Genomic DNA, 17,752 nt, shown 5'->3' with positions numbered 1-17,752 from the left:
TTAATAATTTTTATTTAATACTGCTCGAAATATAGATTCAAAAAGTTTTCTTGTTTTATTATCAATTAAATACGTAATTCCAAAATATATTGAAATTCCAATAAATAAATAAATTATGACGTTTGGAAGAAACTCAATTAATTCAACATTATATACTAAAAATAACTCTAAAAGAAAATTTGTTATAATTAATGAAATCAATCCACCAAACAAATACTTGAAAATACTCTTAAGATCAAATTTTACTGTAAAGTGTTTTTTAATTAAAATAAAAGTAATAATACTAATTGGTACTTGAATAGATAAAGAAACAATTGCCCAATAAATTACTAAATCTAATTGGGAATCAGTGGTACTGTTCATTACAAATAAAACAATTGTTAAAGAAGCTAAATATAGAATTGATTGAATTATTGTAATAGTTGGAATATGAAATAATTTACTTTTTAAATAATCTTTAAATGTAGAGTTGATATTTTCATCTACTTTTTCAATTCCAGTAATAAAAGTTTGAAGATTTCCACTAATGGTATACAAAAATATCTGTATTGATAAAATTATGACTATTGGTACTGCAACAACATAAGTTGGATTCAAAGCAAATAATGCAGGTTTTGCAAACGTGATTGATAAAAATGTGAACAAAATTGAAAAATAAAATAGATGACGTAAATTATCAGATAGAAATTCATGACCATTTCCTTGAAGGAGTTTAGGATATACAGCTCTAGAAATTAATCCAGAATTAGTAATGATATTTGTAATTACTAAAGATGCTGTCCAAAAAGCAATCCCAATAACTGAACCTGTAATAATTGAGAATATTGTGACATCTAAAAATAATGCAGTTAGCCCTATTGCAGGATATAATGCAATCCAAGATAATTTAAACCATTTTTTGAGGAATTCTTTTTTAATATTATTTCTTAATTTTTCCCTAGAATAAATTAGATAAAAAATTATGCTTGCAGAATATGCAATTGCAACTGTAAATATTACACCTACAGTTCCCAATTGTAAAAAATATACTAGAAGTAATACAACTGGAATTTCAATAAGTGCAAAACATAATTGCCCAAATGATGCTGATTGAGGTTTCCATCCAAATGATATTGAAGTGAGAACTCTATTAAGAAAAATCAAAGGTATCAAAATAGTTCCCATAAGAATGACATCCTGATTAGCATCAGTTTTACCACTTACAAGATATGCAGAGACAAGATAGATCGCGATTCCACCTAAGGAAATAAGTAAACTTGACGAAACAGCTGTTTTACCAGAATCAACATTTCTTGCCGTTTCACGAATAGCCCAATATGAAATCATAGGTTCTATAATTGAAGCATATAGAACTATTCCACTAATCAAACCCCAGGTTCCATATTCTAATGGATTTAGGGTTCTTGTGACAATTAGCATAAAGATCAATCCTAGAAGAACACTAACTATTCCAAGGACTAGTGATATTAGTCCTGAATACGTAACTCGAATATTACTCAATTTTTTATAACTTCCTGAAAAATTTTTTCATATTTATCACATACATTTTTTATTGAAAAATTATTTGCAGATGATTTAACATGTTTTGATGCTTTTTGATATTTTTTCTCATTTGTTAATAACTCCTTTATATTATCAGAGACATATTGTTCATCTAGATTTTTTAAAATGATTCCACCTTGATCGTCTCCAATCAAATCTCTAGCTACACCCACATTTGTTGAAACCAATGGAATTCTAAAGAAGGCTGCTTCTAAAAGTGGTCTACCAAAATTTTCATATGTAGAACCAAACAAAAATAAATCAGACTTACTATAATATTCCCATAATGCATTATCAGTAGTCCATCCTACAAAATTAATATTTTCATCTAAATTTAATTTAGTTATTAAAATTTCTAATTGTTTTTTGTAACCAACATCTCCTAATAATCTACCTTTTATTTCATCACCTACAATTGTAAATTTGATATTAGGAAAATCTTTTTTCAAAATTGCAATAGATTTTATTAATTTATCAAGATTTTTTAATGGTACTATTCTACCAACGAAGAGAATATTTTTTGTGTTAAAAGATACTTTTTCTGAGATGTTAATATTTTTGAGAGTGAACGATAAAGGTATTAGTTTTATTTTATTTTTTGATATTCCAAATTTTTTACAATCATCAAATTCAGCTTTACTTGTTGCAATTACATATTTAGCAAATTTTGTAGGTAATTTCATAGTTAAGATATCATGTATATGGTAAGGAATTTTAGATTTTGATGAATCGTACAAATAATCATATCCCAAAAGAGAACCATGAGGAGTAATTACTAAAGGAATTTTTCTTAAAAACCCAATAAATGAACCAAAATCTGTTTGAAATGACATATATCCATTCAGATGAATTACATCCACATCTATTCTAGAAAGTTGTTTTAAGAATGACAGAGAAGGGGAATAAGCAGTAATCTCTTTGGAAGAATACCAGATAATATTGAATTCTTGTTCAGAAAATAATTTTTTGTATCTATCATCCAACATTAAAGTCACTAAATGATTCCTAGATTCTAATTCAAAATACAAATCTTTAACAAAATTTAGTGCTCCACCTAAAACATTTCCAAAATAGCTCGATACAATCAAAATTTTCATTTAATCTTCTAAGATTACTATGTATAATTAATCATTTATTTGAAAAATATTATCAATTCAATTTGAAACACGAATAATTCATAATTAAAGTATAAAATGAAAAATCAGTTTATTTAAAATATTGATAATAATAGCCGTTCATATCAAGAATATCTAAAATATTTGAACCAAAAATAATTATTCAATAGAAATTGTATATTTTTTCCATTTTTTTGAATCTAAACTCATATCCATAGTTAATGGAGGACCAAAATAGTCATCAATAGTCATTGATTGAATTTCAGGAGTCATTATTTTTGCTAATTCAAACATAGATATTTTTCTATCACCTACAATGTGAATAATCCCTTTTTTTCCATCTGTTTGAATATCATAGATTCCTTGTGCTACTTGTTTTGGAAAGAGGTATGTTCCAAATCTGTCTGAAAATGCTTTGGGGTATGGCCATTTTTCTTTACTAACATAGTTTGTTCTCAAAATTGAATAATTCGATAATTTTGAAACTTCTTTTTCAGCCATTAATCTTGTTTGACCATAAAAATTTACAGGTTTTGCAGGGGAGGATTCGGCATACATTCCATCAAAGCCATCAAAAATACATGGAGTACTAATGTGTAGAAATTGTATATTACAATTTTTATTTTGAAGTACATCAACTAGATTTTTTGTGTGGGTTACATTTACTTTTAATGCAAGTTCTTTTTCATCTTCACATAATCTTACATTTAACAAAGATTCATTATGAATAATTGTATCAAATTTGTTTTTTTTAAAAAATGATTCAATATTTGCTTTGTTTGATAAATCTAATTCTTTAGTAGGAATTAAGGCATTACTATAGATTTTTTTTAATTCTAACGATAAAGAATTTTCTCCACCAGTGATTAGAACTGTCATTTAACTACAGCATATTCTACCTAAATTAATACTAAAACTTTGATGGTATTCTAATTAATTTACCTTTGATAATATTTACAACCTTGGACGAGGTTTTACCATCGCCTAATGAATTATCCCATTTCCAATCAATTACTGCAGACGTAATTGTTTTTACAGATTCTACAATATTTTTAGGATCTAAACCTGACAAAATATTACACCCAGCCTCAATAAATTCTGGTCTTTCAGAACTTTCTCTAATAATTACGCATGGTTTTTTGTAAATTAATGCATCCTCAGGAAGTGTTCCAGAATCAGTTACGTAACAAAAAGCATTTTGTTCTAATTTAGAAAAGTCAAAAAACCCTAATGGCTTAATAATTTCAATAGATTTTGGAATATCTTTCTTTTTTAATTTACTTTTTGTCCTTGGATGCATTGGATAAATGATTCTTTTTCCTAGTTGTTTATTTATTTGATCTAGGCCTTGCAAAATATTTTTTAGTGTTTTTGGATTATCTACATTTTCACTACGATGTGCTGTTACTAAAACAAATTCATTAGAGTCAAGTTTTAATTTTTTTAGAATTGTACTTGCTTCAATTTTTGGTAAATAATAATTTATCACTTCAAAGATAGGATTACCTACTACATAGATACTTGCAGGATGAATGTTTTCTCTAATCAAATTTTCTCTACAATATTGAATATATGGTAAATTTACAGTTGCAATATGATCTATTAACACTCTGTTTTTTTCTTCAGGCATTCTTTTGTCATATGATCTCATTCCAGCTTCAAGATGTACAATTTTTATTCCCAAATGAGCAGCAGAGATTGCAGATAATCCACTATTTACATCACCTAATAATACTAAAACGTCAGGTTTTTCTTTGATCATGACTTGTTCTGTTTTAGAAATTATATCTGCAACCTCAGAACCAAATCCATCTGTGTTAATTTTTAAATTATAATCAGGCTTTCTAACTCCTAAATCTGAAAAGAAAATATCACTTAGTTCTGGAGTATAGTTTTGATTTGTAAATACCATTACATGATCAAAATTTTCATCTAATTTTGCATAAATTCTACTTTGTTTAATTATTTCAGGACGTGTACCAGAAATAGACATTACTTTCATGATTTCCAGATATTTCAGATGAATTAAAAGGTATTTTTATGATTAAACTTATTAAATTAAGATAAGAGGTAAATCTGACTTTGGATTATTCATCAGTTCTAAATAACAAAAATATTTTGATTACTGGTGGAACGGGTAGTTTTGGGCATCAAATGATTACAGAATTGATGCGATACAAACCAAAATCAATTAGAATTTTTAGCAGAGATGAAGACAAACAACATAATTTGAAACAAGAATTATTAGATAATCCTATTTTAAAGAAAATTCAATTTGTAATAGGTGATGTAAGGGATTATGAACGGATTTTTTCAGTAACAAAAGGAATTGATATTATTTTTCATGCTGCTGCATTGAAACAAGTTCCATCAGTTGAAGCACACCCATATGAAGCTGTTAAAACGAATATCACAGGAGCTTTTAACGTAGTAACTGCTGCAGTTGCACAAAAAGTAAAAAATGTAATTGCAGTAAGTACTGATAAAGCAGTTAAGCCAGTTAATGCAATGGGAATGACAAAAGCATTACAAGAAAAATTAATTCTTTCAGATGAAATCACCAAAGATAAAACAATTTTTTGTTGTGTAAGATATGGAAATGTCTTAGGAAGCAGAGGTAGTGTTATTCCTTTATGGGATAAACGATTGGATCAGAATAAACCCTTGCCAATTACTCATCAAGATATGACAAGATTTATGCTAACATTAAGTCAAGCAATTGATTTAGTTTTTTATTCTTTGAAAAATAGTAAAGGTGGAGAAATTTTTGTTAAAAAAGCACCTGCAACAAAAATGATTAGTTTAGCACGTGCATATGCAGAATTAAAAACTGGAAAAAAGAATTATCCATTAGAGTATATTGGAATTCGAGCAGGAGAAAAAATTGACGAAGTGTTAGTATCAGAAGAAGAAATGCGACATGTTGAAGAAAAAAAGGATCATTTTGTTATTAAACGAGAAAATGAAATTGATAATAGTTTTGTTAAAAAATCCACAAAATTTATTGAGTATGGATCAGGTACAATTCCTCATCTAAATACTGAAGAATTGAAAATATTAATGAAAAAACTCAAGTGGGTTGCATAATTATTAATTTATGATATAGCAGACTGAAATTTTTCAATCAATATCTTTGATAAGATATTCCAATCGTGGTTTTTAATAACATAATCATATCCATGTTGTCCTAATTCATTTAATTTTTTTTCATCAAATAATAATTCAGAAAGGCTTTCAACAAATTTATCCTCTGTCGCATAAACAATTCCAAAACTTTGATCAGGTAAAATCTCCACAGTACCTTCTAAGGGTGTAGACAATACGGGTTTACCGCATGCAAAATATTCCAATATTTTACTAGGCAAAATTCTATTTGTTATATAATTAGTTTCAAATGGTTGAATACAAATATTTGCAAGCGATAAATATTCAGCTAAAATTTGTTGTGGTAAAAACCCAGTCATCTTTACATTTGACTCTAAATGATTTTTCTTTATCAACGATTCAAGACGATCAAATAGATAGCCACCTCCTACAATCAGCAGTTTAGTATTCGGATTTTGTTCTAAAATAAGATTAAAATTTTTAATTATTTTTTCTAATCCTGAAAATTCAAAAAGTGTTCCTATAAAAAGAATAATTTTATCTGCTGAATCAAATCCTAATTCATGTAATATTTTTTCATTCTTGGGTAATTTTTTGAATAATTTTCTATTAATACCCAAAGGAAAGACTTCAGTGTTAGATTCAACGGCATCCATTTCAAGTGCATATCGTTTGAGATCAGGAATAATTGGCAATACTTTAGTTGATTTTCTGATTACTTTTTTCTCATATTTTTTTGCTAATTGTCTAACAATTGGAGTTTTAACTAAACTATGTGTAATATCAAGAAGTCTATAGAACACGGGTATGTTTAATTCACTAGCAGCCTCAATAGTTTGAACTCCATTTGTAGCAGTACCATAAAGTAAAACCACATCAATATTATTTTCAAGAATTGTATTTCGAATGATGTTTTTACAATTAAAAAAATAACTGAATCTATTTAATCCCTTTATGCTAATTGATGGAGGTCTGATTAAAGTGATTTTTCCATCATCATATACCCTATGAAAATTTGGAATTATTTCAGTATGTAGTGAACTAAAGAATTTTTTTGGAGTAGGATCCCTACAATCAATTACAAAAACATGGTTATCTTGCATAGAAAATAGTTCAGCTAAATGATGAGGTTCAAAAATTACTTTGTTTATCCAATCTATTTCATGAATTATTAAAATATTCATAATTAATCAAGATTTTACTTAGGATATTTAATTTCTCTCTCTAACCAAATTAACAATAGAATACAAGATTATGGAAGTCATGAACAGCATGGTTCCAAAAATTATAGTTCCAATTGCCAATAATGAAATATTTGTTATAATCTCTCGAGTCTCAGAAAAAAGTTGTAAAGTCCAAACTGTAAAAAATAATCCAATAAATAAGAAGGCCAATCCAGGAATTCCATAAAATTTTAGAGGATGCTCTATAGAAATGAATTTTAGAGTACTTAGAGTTACTGACATTCCATGAGAAACTGGATGATGTGTTGATGTATCACCTTCATATGAGATTTTAATTGGAATTTCAGCAATTTTAAAGTCATTATTACTTGCTTTGATAAGTAATTCACTAGAAACCCCCATACCGCTATCGGAAGGAAGTATTTTTGATAAAACATCTTTACTGTATGCTCTGAAACCACTTTGAGAATCTTTAATTTTTTCTTTTAATGTAGTGTTTGTTAATTTTGTAATAATTTGTATTCCAGTTTTTCTATATGATGGAATATCATCTTTGCTTTCATCAAGAAATCTCGATCCAATTACTAGATCAGATTTTTTATCAATAATTGGTTGGATAACTTTGGAAATATCATCAATACTATGTTGACCATCTGCATCAAATGTAACTAAAATATCAACATCAAGATCTTTTGATTTTAAAAATAATGATCTAATTGCTGCACCATATCCTTTATTTTTTTCATGAGTGATTACCATAGCACCCATTTTTGTTGCAATTTTACCTGTTAAATCTGAAGAGCCATCATCACATACAATTACAATATCTGCAATTTTTTCTAATTTTGTAATTATTGAGGCAATATTTTTTTCTTCATTATATGCAGGAAGTCCAACAGCGATTTTCAAATTAAATCACGCTGTATCTTTTTTAAGCATTCTATAGCCATTATAGTACATTTTAAGATCATCTAATGATCTAATTTTTAACATTTTTTGAAATATGTATGAAGGTCTAAAGTAATATTCATGATATGCCTTTTTGGCCCACATTGCTAAATCATCAGCAGATAGTGTTTGTGTTGTAAGTACAGGTGCTTGGACACCGCCAGTACCAATACCAGAATATACGAATTTATCCCAAGTGTCATCTAACTGGATTAAACCTGACTTTACTGCCTCATCGTATAACTTATTTCCAGGGAATGGCATAGTTATTGCAAATTGTGCATAAGTACAGTTTAGTTTTTTTGCAAAATCTATTGTTTTACGAATTGTCTCAGGAGTTTCTTTAGGTAAACCGATCATAAAATATCCAACAGTTTCAATTTTTGCATTATGTGTCCATTTTACAGCATTTTCAGCTTGCTCTAAAGTAGCAGTTCCTCCTTTAATCTCATGAATAAATTCACCATGTTCAATTCCATAAGACATCATTCTACATCCTGCTTTTTTCATTGCAAAAAGCATTTCTTGATCTACTAAATCAACTCGTGTTTCAGCATCCCACACTAAATTAAACCCAAGATTTTCAGGTGTCATAGCATCCAAAAGTTTCATTGTAGCTTTTCTATTGAGAGACATTACATCGTCATAAAATGTCAGTTCCTCTATACCATATTCTGAATGAAGATATTTGATATGATCAACTACGTATTCAGGTGATTGATTTCGAAATTGCAAACCAAAGCTATTTTCTCTATTACAGTAATTGCAAAAGAAAGGGCATCCCCTACTCCACATTATACTACACCATTTTTTACCAGTACTTTTTGGTGGATGTGGATGATAACCATCAGGAAAATGAGGTAATTTATCATATGCAGGATATGGTAAATCATCCATATTTTTTATGTAAGAACGTGGTTTTGTTGGAATTGTTTTACCGTCTTTTCGAATGAATAGTCCAGGTATATCTTCAAGTGGATGGCCTAAAACTATTTCTTCAATTTGTCCTTCACTCTCATCATATGAAATAATATCCAAAGAGGGACACTTCTGTAATGTAATGTCAGCTAAGACTGCATGTGGTCCTCCTAAAACAGTCAAGATATTTGAATTGACTTTCTTAACTGCCTCAGCTGCTTCTAAAGCTGGATTTGCAAATGGGGTGAATGCACTAAATCCAACTAAGTCAGGATTATGTTTTTTTACTGCCATTGTTACATCGTAAACATAATTTTCAGAAAAATTTCCATCCAAAATATCTAAAACATTAACATCAGGTAATCTATCTAGTACTCCAGCAAGATATGCTAAGCCTAATGGGGGTTGAGGGTGAGGATCAGCATCTGAACCTCCTTGTAATGCATTTGATCCAGTAGGAGGTCTTGTTAAGAGAATTTGCTTATATTTCATTTACGACAAATCTTTTCATTCTAATTATTATTTAAACGTCAGTTGTTAGAGTTAGTAAACATGCAGGAAAATCATGAAAATTATGATGAAAATTCAAAAATCATGCCTAAAATTTCAAAATATACCATAATTCTTCTTGGAATTTTAGCATTAGCGTTTATCATCAGATTTTATTACTTTCCATTTGAAATTCCTCTTAATTCTGATGCTCTATACTATTTTTGGTATAGTACTGACATATCAGAATTAGGGAAATTACCATCTGATTGGACTCCAAGAAATAATGGATGGTCAATATTTGTTAGTGTATTTTTTTCAGTATTTGATGGAAAAGATGCTCAGGCATTAATGACACTACAGAGATTACTTTCAGTCACTCTCTCAATAGGAATAACAGTTCCAGTTTATTTTTTATGTAAAAAATTTGTCAAAAGGGAATTTGCAATTATTGGTGCAGCATTAATTGCTTTTGAACCAAGATTAATGATTAATTCTTTTTTAGGCATAACTGACCCGCTTTACTTTTTATTAATAGTATCAAGTTTAACTGTATTTCTCTATGCCAATAAAAAATGGGTATATTTTTCTTTTATACTTGTAGCATTTGCAACTTTGGTAAGAGGAGAAGGAATTGTATTTTTTGTTGTGTTGTCTATTTTATTTTTTATCAAATTTAGAAATGAAAAATATAAAATAATTTTAAAATATATTTTAATCACTAGTATTTTTGTTTTAGTCATCTTACCATTATCTGTATACAAATATGATATTACAGAAAATGATGGAGTGTTTCTCAGAAGCATAAATAGTGCTGAACAATTATTTTCTACAAAAGAAGTTTCTACAGATAATGAAAATAAGATATTTTCAGGATTTGAAATATTTATAAAATATTTTATTTGGATAATGATCCCTAATTTTATAATTTTTCTTCCCTTAGGAATATTATTAATTTTCAAGAAACGAACGATTGAAAATCTATCAATAATTCTTTCTATAGGAATGATGTCTATTCCTGCATTTTATGCCTATGTCCTACCAGCATTAGACACAAGGTATCTCTATGTATTATTACCAATGTTTTCAGTATTAGCTGTAATTACAATTCAAAGAATAATTGGTAAAAATTCAAAATCAAATATTTTTGTGATATCAATTATTGTGTTAATAATAATATCATCTGTTTTATTTTATGATTATAAAAAAATAGATTATGAACATGAAAGAGAATCATTTGAAATAATGGGAAAAATTTCTAATATCACTAATGGAATAAACGTGTTAAATCCAGAAACATCCTATATTAGTTCAGTTCAAACAATAAAACAATGGCCAACTCTTTATTCAGAAATTAATTTTGAATTAATTTTGATTCCAACTGATAATTATAATTCTATGAAGGAATTTATTTTAAATTCAGAAGATAAAGGTTTAACCCATGTTATAGTTGATGGAAATTTTGAAAGAGAGGGATTTTTAAAAGAATCATTTATTGACGAAACAAAATACTCATATCTAAAAAAAGTATATGATTCAAAGGACGATAACTTTGTTTATCACGTTAAAGTTTTTGAGATAGATTACAAGTCTTTAAACAACGAAAAATAGATTTTAAAATTATATGAGTAAATGGAAGAAGAAAATTTTTGATATATCATCAATTGGTGTTGCAGATATTTTATCTGCAGGTATAGCAGCAATTTTTTGGTTGTATATTGCAGCAACAATAGGCCCTGAAGATTATGGGGAAATTACTTATCTTTTATCCATAGCCGCATTAGCATCCGGACTTTCGTTATTTGGATCAAATTATACCCTTATGGTTTATTCTGCAAAAAAGATTGAACTTCAATCAACATTATTTTTATTGACATCGATTGCAGGATTTGTAGCAGCAGTTTCTGTATTTTTCTTTTTTGCCGATTTAGGATTGAGTCTAATTGTTTTAGGATATATTATTTTGACACTAGTAATATCTGATCTCCTTGGAAGAAAGCTTTACAGTACATATTCCAAATATGTTATTCTTCAAAAAATTTTAATGGTAATTTTTGGAATTGGGTTTTATTATATTTTTGAAGAATCAGGAATACTTTTAGGAATATCATTATCATATTTTCCTTTAGTAATAGAATTAATCAAGAGATTTAAAGAAAATAAAATAGATTTTAAATTATTAGTAGAAAAAAAGAAATTTATTTTAAATAATTTTGCATTAAATATTTCTGGAACTGCGTATTCATCAATAGACAAATTAATAATTGCACCCCTCTTAGGTTTTGCAATTTTAGGAAATTATTCATTAGCATTACAATTTTTTACTTTGATGAGTATTTTGCCCACTGTAATTCAAAAATATATTGTTCCTCAAGAAGCTACAGGAAATGATAATGTAAAGCTCAAAAAAATTATTATTTTAATTTCAGTTGTAATAGGAGTACTAGGATCAACAATTGGTCCATTAGTTATATCATATATTATGCCAAAATTTGAAATAGCCGAGGAAATAATTAGGATAGTCAGTTGGGCTATTATTCCAACAACAATAAACAGCGTATTTTATTATCCAAAATTTTGGGCTAAAGAAAATAACAGACACATTGTATTAAGTACAACTACTACTGTTTTAGTACAAATTCTTGGAATAATCACTTTAGGTTCAATGTATGGGATTAATGGTGTTGCAATATCTTTTGTAGTTGGAATAAGTTGTGGTGCATGTTATTCATTTATTGCACATAGATATTTACAGGGAAAAAATTAGTTTAATAAAATTAGAACATGTTATTTAATGATAATCTACTACACAACAGATTAATTGTTTTATTTTCATAATTTTTCAATGTAGAAATTTTTTCAAATTCAACTAATTGAGTTTGATTATTTTGAATCTGTGTAAAATAAATTTTAAAATTATTTTCTTTTAGGAAATTTATCATATCTGTGGGTTTTATTCCACAGCTTTTAATTTGATTTGGACTAAATTCTACTAGCAAGGTGATATTTTTATTTGAATTTATTATTTTTTGTAATCCTTGTAGTACATTAAATTCAGCACCTTCTACATCAATTTTTATAAAATCAATTTTCTTTATAGAATTTCGTTGAGCATAGTTATCTAATGAAATACAGTCAATATCAATTGATTCAACATAATTATCAGGTTGGTGTATTCTATGACTGCCTGCCTTGTCTGAAATGTATAATGTTGTTTGTCCATCATTGTTAGATACAATTTTTTGCTCTAAAACAACATTAGAGTAACCATTAACTTCAATATTTTTTTTTAATATTTTAAAATTTTTAAATTCAGGTTCAAAAGAAAATACTTTTCCAGAATTTTCTACAAGTTTTGCAAAAATTAATGTAAAATATCCTATATTTGCACCAATATCCATTACAACATCACCTGGTTTGATAATTTGCTTTACGATTTTTGTATCAGATTCACCATATACAGGATTTATGGATAATCCAAGATTATCATTTTGATCCAAATACATTACGTGATCTTGAAGTTTAACAGAACTTTCAATGAATGATGACTCAATTTGTTTTAGGATTTTCCTAAATGGCCAATATTTTGAAATACCCCAACCAAAGCTAAATTGACGTAAAATTTTCCTATAAGCATTCAAAGTAATTTTTTTTGGTTGATTCATTTTGATCCGATTATATGATTTTTGTATATCTCCTAATATGTAGGATTTGTGATGTATACATAATAAAATGAGATTCAGAATTAAATTTATTCATCCTAAATCCTTTTAATTGAAACAAATTTCTTTAAAATGATTTGAAATTACTTGTAGGCGGTTCTAAAAGTAAGTTATTTCATTTGCAAGAATTTTCCAGAGCCATTTCTAAATATGACATTGAATGTAAAGTGGTTCACGATAGAGAAATTTATGCAGGATTTCCAAGTAAAAAAGTATCAGATTGGTTTCAAACTAGAAAGAAATTTGATGAATTAATTTCAGATTTTAAACCAGATTTAGTTTTAATCGATAACCCTTCATCACATTTTGGACTAGCAACATTAAAAGCTAAAATCCCATTGGTTGTTCATTTACGAGGAGATTATTGGTCTGAACTTAAATGGGCAAAAGAAACAACATACAAAACTCCACATAGGAGAATTGCATTATGGTATAAAAATAAAATTGGAAAAGAATGTTTAGAAAAATCAATTGCGATTCTACCTTTATCTAATAATTTAAAAAAAATTGTTAGGAAACAATTTCCAAAAAAAATTCTTGAAACTATGTATCAAGGGATAAATCCATCACTTTGGTATCCTACTGAACAAATGAAAATACAACATCCAAGTGTGGGATTATTACAAGATGCCATAATTTGGGGTAAAACAAAAGAAATGTTCATCTTAACAGAAATTTTAGAAAAAATGCCTGAAATTACTTTCTATTGGGCAGGGGATGGTCCATTCAGGGATGAAGTTTTAACAAGATTAAACAAGTATGAGAATTTTCATTGGTTAGGAAGACTATCGCATCCAAAACAAGTAAGAGAGTTTTTGATGAGTGTAGATATTTACGCATTAATTAGTGGATTTGATACTCTAGGAATGACAAGCCAAGAGGCAGCTTTAATGAAAAAACCTGTCTTAGCTACAAAAATTGGAGGAATTCCAGAATCAATGCAGGAAAATGAAACTGGATATTTAATAGAAAAAGGTAATTTTGAACAATGGATAGAAAAAATATCTTTTTTGAGTAAAAATAAAGAAAAAGCAAAACAAATGGGAGAGAAAGGTAGGGGATTTGTTGAATCCAAATTTACTTGGGATGTAGTAGCTAAAGAAACTGCAGCAAATTTAAAAAAAATTCTTGAAAATCAATCTTAAGTTAGTTGTTCATGAGATTTCATTTCTTTTGTAATGAAAAGCCTATACCATATCTCAAATGCCAGTAAACCTAAAAATTTGTTTACATAATTCACATTCAAGTTTGTAGAATTGAGATATTTTTTTATCCAATCATCATTAATTAGTCCATCTTGGACAATTCTTGCTTCTGTTAGATATGATTTAGATATTCTTTGACCAAAAGTTTTCCATAAATTTAATGTATTAATTGAAAATCCAAGTTTTGTAGGACTAACAAATTTTTCTGCATCTAAATTTTTCAAAAGTGTTCTCAATGGTATTTTACCAATATTATTTTTTTGATTATATTTTTGGTTAGAAGATATTTGTGTTGAATAATTTATCATATTATTTGACAATATAGGCGTGAGAGAATCAATTTTAAAATATTTATGGAGTTTTGAATTGATTGGACTGAAATTGTAAAGAAGTTTTCCATTATAATCTGCTAAAAATACTTGATCTAAAAGAGACAATGTGTTATCAAAATAAGGTAAAAGAATATTATAAATTGAATTCCACGAGAATTTTAATTTTTCTTTAAAAATATTTTCTTGATCAGGTACTCTATCACGTTCATGACATTGAAGATACGCTTTAACTTTTTCAACAGGTGACGAAGTTTGATTTACTAAAGTTAAGAATTTTGAATATCTAAAAGAATAGCCTCCAAAGAGTTCATCTCCTCCATCACCAGAAGCTAGACAATTTGAAAAAGAATTTGATTTTTTTACAACATAATACCAATGTAAATCCCAAAAAGGTTTTTCTGAAATATAAATCGCTTTGGGTAATTCTTGTAAAAAGTTTTCAAGGTAAATTATTGAGTGATTTGTTTCAAAATGTTCTGCAGTTTTACTTGCAATTATTGATTCATCATTACTATCAGCAAATTTTATGGAGATAGTTTCAATAGGAATTTTTGGAAACTGTTTTCTGATTAATGCCAAAACTAGTGTAGAATCAATACCTCCACTTAGTGCTAAAGATAATTTTGTTTTTTCAGGATTAATTTTAGAAATAATTTCATCAGAGATTAATTTTTCAATTTTATCAATTGAAACTTTTTCATTTTGTTGTATGAATTGTTTTGAAGTTAGTTTTTGTAATTTGGGAATTTGTGTAGTATCATATCTTAAAGTAAGAATCTCTTGAACTGATTTAGAATCGAATGAAACCTTAGAATTTTCGTCCAAGGCTCCTAATAATTAGACCAGCTTCTTTTGCAGCAGAAACATCAAAAACACCTCTAGTATCAATTACTATAGGACTTTTCATAGTTGATTTTAAAAAAGAGGGTTCAATTTTTAAAAATTCTTTATGAGCTGTAAGTAAAATCACTGCATCTACTTTATGTAATGCATCTTCCAAATTGTTTTCAGTTTCTATTCCAAACACAGTTGAGGATTTAAAATATGGATCATAGATTTTGAGTATTGCTCCTTGATCTTTTAATTTATTTATTATAATTTCTGCGGGTGTCAATTGTATATCTTTCACATTGGGTTTGTATGATACCCCCATTATCAATAATGAACAATTTTTTAATAATTTTCCATTTTGAGATAAAGTTTCATTTATCATGTCTATAACATAATGGGGCATACTTTCATTTCGTTTTCTACTAGCTTTGATTATTGTCAATAGATCATCGTCAAATTGTTTTCCAGAATTTAAAAATTGGTACGAGTTTATGGGTAGACATGGTCCTCCCACACCAGCGCCAGGATAATGGACTTGGAAATTATATTTTGTTTTTGCTGCTTCCAAAACAGTGTTAGTATCTATCCCAAGTTTTTCAAATAAAATAGATAGTTCATTTATGAATGCAATATTGATATCACGAAAAACATTTGTTGTAAGTTTAACAGCATTTGCAGTCTTACAATTAGGCATTGGAATGAGTTGTACAGGGAATACATGATGATATATTTCAGTAATAATATCAGCTGATTTTTTATTTATTCCACCTACAAGTCTAGGTAATTTTTCAAAATCTGTGATTATTTCACCAGGATTTGCAGTTTCAGGACAAACTCCTATTCCATAATTAATTCCAGATTCTAATCGTTCATCATTTCCATCAATTATAGGAATTAATTCATTTTCCAAAAAACCTGGTTCAATAGTACTTTCAACTACAACTAATGTACCAGGCGTCATTAGACTGTGAAGTTGATTTGCAACAGATTTCAAAGCAGAATAATCAGGAATGTTGTTTTCATTCATAGGTGTAGGTAATGATAATAATATAACATCAGATTTTGGAATAATTTCATTAGCTTGGGTTGTTGCATGAAATGTTTTATTTTTTAAAACCTCATCAAAAATTATATCATATTTTGGTTCGTCCTTTAAAGGAAAATCCCCAGAATTTATTTTTTCAACTAAACTAGTGTTAATATCCAATCCCGTAGTCAATAATCCTGATTTTGCAAAAGATAGTGCAGTAGGTAGACCAATTCTACCAATCCCAATTACACAGACTGAAATTTCAGCTGATTTAATTGATTTTTTAACATCATCAATATTTCTATCAAAAATTTTTTTGTTCATATCATTCACATTTTTATTAATTTATGTTAAGATTTTGTTATTCTTTATTTAGGTTTTTGATTCAATTTTGCTCAAAACTTAAAGATGTCATATTTCACACATCAAGAATGGAATATGTAGTAACTGGAGGGGCAGGTTTTATTGGGAATAATATCGTACGTCAATTAATTAAAAATAATCATTCTGTTAAAGTGATTGATAACTTACATTCTGGGAGAAAGAGCAATCTTGAGGATATTCTAGATAAGATTGAATTTCATGAGATTGATATTCGCAATTTTGATAAATTAAGAGAAATTTGTAAAAATGTTGACGGTATTTTTCATGAAGCAGCTCTAACAGTAGTTCAAGAGTCATTCACTAAAAGAGATGAATATTTTGATGTAAATCTAGTGGGAACTGAAAATATTCTAAAAATCGCCAAAGAATTTGAAATCAAAGTTGTTTTTGCAAGTAGTTCAAGTGTTTATGGAGACACTGAAACAATTCCAATCAAAGAAGATTCTCCAAGAAAACCAATTAATCCTTATGGAGATACAAAATACCAATCAGAATTATTAGCTGAAAAATATGCAGAACTGGATGTCAAAGTTATTGGATTAAGATATTTCAATATTTATGGAAAAGGCCAAACTATTTCATATGCAGGAGTAATTACAAAATTCCTACATAATATAAAAAATAATGAATCACTGAAAATTTTTGGAGATGGTGAACAAATTAGAGATTTTGTTCATGTAGAAGATGTTGCATATGCAAATATACTTGCAATGGATTCAGATGTGAATTTTGGATTTTATAATATAGGAACAAATGTTCCAACTTCAATTAATCATTTGGCAGAAATTTTAATTACAATTTCAAATCAAGATCTAAAAATAATTCATATCGATGCATTAGAAGGAGATGTGAAAAACAGTTTAGCAGATCTTACAAATACAAATAAGAAATTAAATTGGAAAGCAAAAATAGGTTTAGAAGAAGGATTAAAAATATTTTTTAATTAA

The 17,752-nt window shown here is 27.8% G+C and carries 15 protein-coding genes; 5 read left to right on the top strand and 10 right to left on the bottom strand.

Annotation, left to right across the window (positions count from 1 at the left end; genetic code table 11):
• From C5F47_RS00735 to wecB, 4 genes are all read right to left on the bottom strand, one after another.
• Entirely contained in the window at positions 1-1,500 is a 1,500-nt protein-coding gene (locus C5F47_RS00735; protein WP_179361036.1) for an MATE family efflux transporter, read from the bottom strand.
• Entirely contained in the window at positions 1,497-2,639 is a 1,143-nt protein-coding gene (locus tag C5F47_RS00730; protein ID WP_179361035.1) for a glycosyltransferase family 4 protein, read from the bottom strand. The genes C5F47_RS00735 and C5F47_RS00730 overlap by 4 nt, the downstream gene beginning before the upstream one ends.
• Positions 2,640-2,816: 177 nt before the next feature.
• Positions 2,817-3,536, bottom strand: a complete 720-nt coding sequence (locus C5F47_RS00725) for an SDR family oxidoreductase (RefSeq protein WP_179361034.1) — start codon at positions 3,534-3,536, stop codon at positions 2,817-2,819.
• A 31-nt stretch (positions 3,537-3,567) separates the two neighbouring features.
• Positions 3,568-4,659: a non-hydrolyzing UDP-N-acetylglucosamine 2-epimerase gene (wecB, locus tag C5F47_RS00720; RefSeq protein WP_179361033.1), complete on the bottom strand. Its 1,092-nt coding sequence runs from the start codon at positions 4,657-4,659 to the stop codon at positions 3,568-3,570.
• Positions 4,660-4,739: 80 nt separating this feature from the next.
• On the opposite strand from wecB, the gene C5F47_RS00715 reads away from it, so the two are divergent.
• Entirely contained in the window at positions 4,740-5,744 is a 1,005-nt protein-coding gene (locus tag C5F47_RS00715) for an SDR family NAD(P)-dependent oxidoreductase (RefSeq protein WP_246271121.1), read from the top strand.
• 8 nt (positions 5,745-5,752) lie between these two features.
• Here C5F47_RS00715 and C5F47_RS00710 read toward each other — a convergent pair whose 3' ends face one another.
• Genes C5F47_RS00710 through C5F47_RS00700 form a run of 3 tightly spaced genes read right to left on the bottom strand, consistent with a single transcriptional unit; the run spans position 5,753 to position 9,304 of the window.
• A complete protein-coding gene (locus tag C5F47_RS00710; RefSeq protein ID WP_179361032.1) occupies positions 5,753-6,946 on the bottom strand; it encodes a glycosyltransferase in 1,194 nt (397 codons plus the stop codon).
• A 27-nt stretch (positions 6,947-6,973) separates the two neighbouring features.
• Entirely contained in the window at positions 6,974-7,855 is an 882-nt protein-coding gene (locus C5F47_RS00705; protein ID WP_179361031.1) for a glycosyltransferase family 2 protein, read from the bottom strand.
• 6 nt (positions 7,856-7,861) lie between these two features.
• Positions 7,862-9,304, bottom strand: a complete 1,443-nt coding sequence (locus C5F47_RS00700; RefSeq protein WP_179361030.1) for a B12-binding domain-containing radical SAM protein — start codon at positions 9,302-9,304, stop codon at positions 7,862-7,864.
• A gap of 348 nt (positions 9,305-9,652) precedes the next feature.
• Between C5F47_RS00700 and C5F47_RS00695 the strand changes: the two genes are divergently transcribed.
• The gene (locus C5F47_RS00695; RefSeq protein ID WP_246271120.1) at positions 9,653-10,912 is read left to right on the top strand and encodes a hypothetical protein; all 1,260 of its coding nucleotides are present in this window, start codon (positions 9,653-9,655) and stop codon (positions 10,910-10,912) included.
• Between the two features lie 13 nt (positions 10,913-10,925).
• A complete protein-coding gene (locus C5F47_RS00690; RefSeq protein WP_179361028.1) occupies positions 10,926-12,068 on the top strand; it encodes a lipopolysaccharide biosynthesis protein in 1,143 nt (380 codons plus the stop codon).
• Positions 12,069-12,078: 10 nt separating this feature from the next.
• On the opposite strand, the gene C5F47_RS00685 is transcribed toward C5F47_RS00690, so the two are convergent.
• Positions 12,079-12,966, bottom strand: a complete 888-nt coding sequence (locus tag C5F47_RS00685; RefSeq protein WP_179361027.1) for an FkbM family methyltransferase — start codon at positions 12,964-12,966, stop codon at positions 12,079-12,081.
• A gap of 134 nt (positions 12,967-13,100) precedes the next feature.
• Between C5F47_RS00685 and C5F47_RS00680 the strand changes: the two genes are divergently transcribed.
• Positions 13,101-14,168 carry a glycosyltransferase family 4 protein gene (locus C5F47_RS00680; protein ID WP_179361026.1) on the top strand — a complete coding sequence of 356 codons (1,068 nt, stop codon included), beginning with the start codon at positions 13,101-13,103 and terminating at the stop codon, positions 14,166-14,168.
• Here C5F47_RS00680 and C5F47_RS00675 read toward each other — a convergent pair.
• Positions 14,165-15,385: an asparagine synthase-related protein gene (locus tag C5F47_RS00675; RefSeq protein WP_179361025.1), complete on the bottom strand. Its 1,221-nt coding sequence runs from the start codon at positions 15,383-15,385 to the stop codon at positions 14,165-14,167. The genes C5F47_RS00680 and C5F47_RS00675 overlap by 4 nt on opposite strands.
• Positions 15,369-16,745, bottom strand: coding sequence for a nucleotide sugar dehydrogenase (locus C5F47_RS00670; RefSeq protein ID WP_179361024.1), 1,377 nt, complete (start codon positions 16,743-16,745; stop codon positions 15,369-15,371). Before C5F47_RS00670 ends, C5F47_RS00675 begins: the two co-directional genes overlap by 17 nt.
• 107 nt (positions 16,746-16,852) lie before the next feature.
• Between C5F47_RS00670 and C5F47_RS00665 the strand changes: the two genes are divergently transcribed.
• Entirely contained in the window at positions 16,853-17,752 is a 900-nt protein-coding gene (locus C5F47_RS00665; RefSeq protein WP_179361023.1) for an NAD-dependent epimerase/dehydratase family protein, read from the top strand.

The organism is Nitrosopumilus cobalaminigenes (genome assembly GCF_013407145.1).
Lineage (GTDB): Archaea > Thermoproteota > Nitrososphaeria > Nitrososphaerales > Nitrosopumilaceae > Nitrosopumilus > Nitrosopumilus cobalaminigenes.
The sequence above is the reverse complement of the archived record's forward strand: the minus strand, read 5'-3'. Positions and strand labels throughout refer to the sequence as shown.

What these genes read in the sequence shown, in the direction of transcription:
- C5F47_RS00725 (WP_179361034.1), bottom strand. Translation starts at nt 3,536, where the DNA reads ATGACAGTTCTAATCACTGGTGGAGAAAATTCTTTATCGTTAGAATTA.
- C5F47_RS00665 (WP_179361023.1), top strand. Translation starts at nt 16,853, where the DNA reads ATGGAATATGTAGTAACTGGAGGGGCAGGTTTTATTGGGAATAATATC.
- wecB (WP_179361033.1), bottom strand. Translation starts at nt 4,659, where the DNA reads ATGAAAGTAATGTCTATTTCTGGTACACGTCCTGAAATAATTAAACAA.
- C5F47_RS00690 (WP_179361028.1), top strand. Translation starts at nt 10,926, where the DNA reads ATGAGTAAATGGAAGAAGAAAATTTTTGATATATCATCAATTGGTGTT.
- C5F47_RS00710 (WP_179361032.1), bottom strand. Translation starts at nt 6,946, where the DNA reads ATGAATATTTTAATAATTCATGAAATAGATTGGATAAACAAAGTAATT.
- C5F47_RS00730 (WP_179361035.1), bottom strand. Translation starts at nt 2,639, where the DNA reads ATGAAAATTTTGATTGTATCGAGCTATTTTGGAAATGTTTTAGGTGGA.
- C5F47_RS00695 (WP_246271120.1), top strand. Translation starts at nt 9,653, where the DNA reads ATGACACTACAGAGATTACTTTCAGTCACTCTCTCAATAGGAATAACA.
- C5F47_RS00685 (WP_179361027.1), bottom strand. Translation starts at nt 12,966, where the DNA reads ATGAATCAACCAAAAAAAATTACTTTGAATGCTTATAGGAAAATTTTA.
- C5F47_RS00670 (WP_179361024.1), bottom strand. Translation starts at nt 16,745, where the DNA reads ATGAACAAAAAAATTTTTGATAGAAATATTGATGATGTTAAAAAATCA.
- C5F47_RS00700 (WP_179361030.1), bottom strand. Translation starts at nt 9,304, where the DNA reads ATGAAATATAAGCAAATTCTCTTAACAAGACCTCCTACTGGATCAAAT.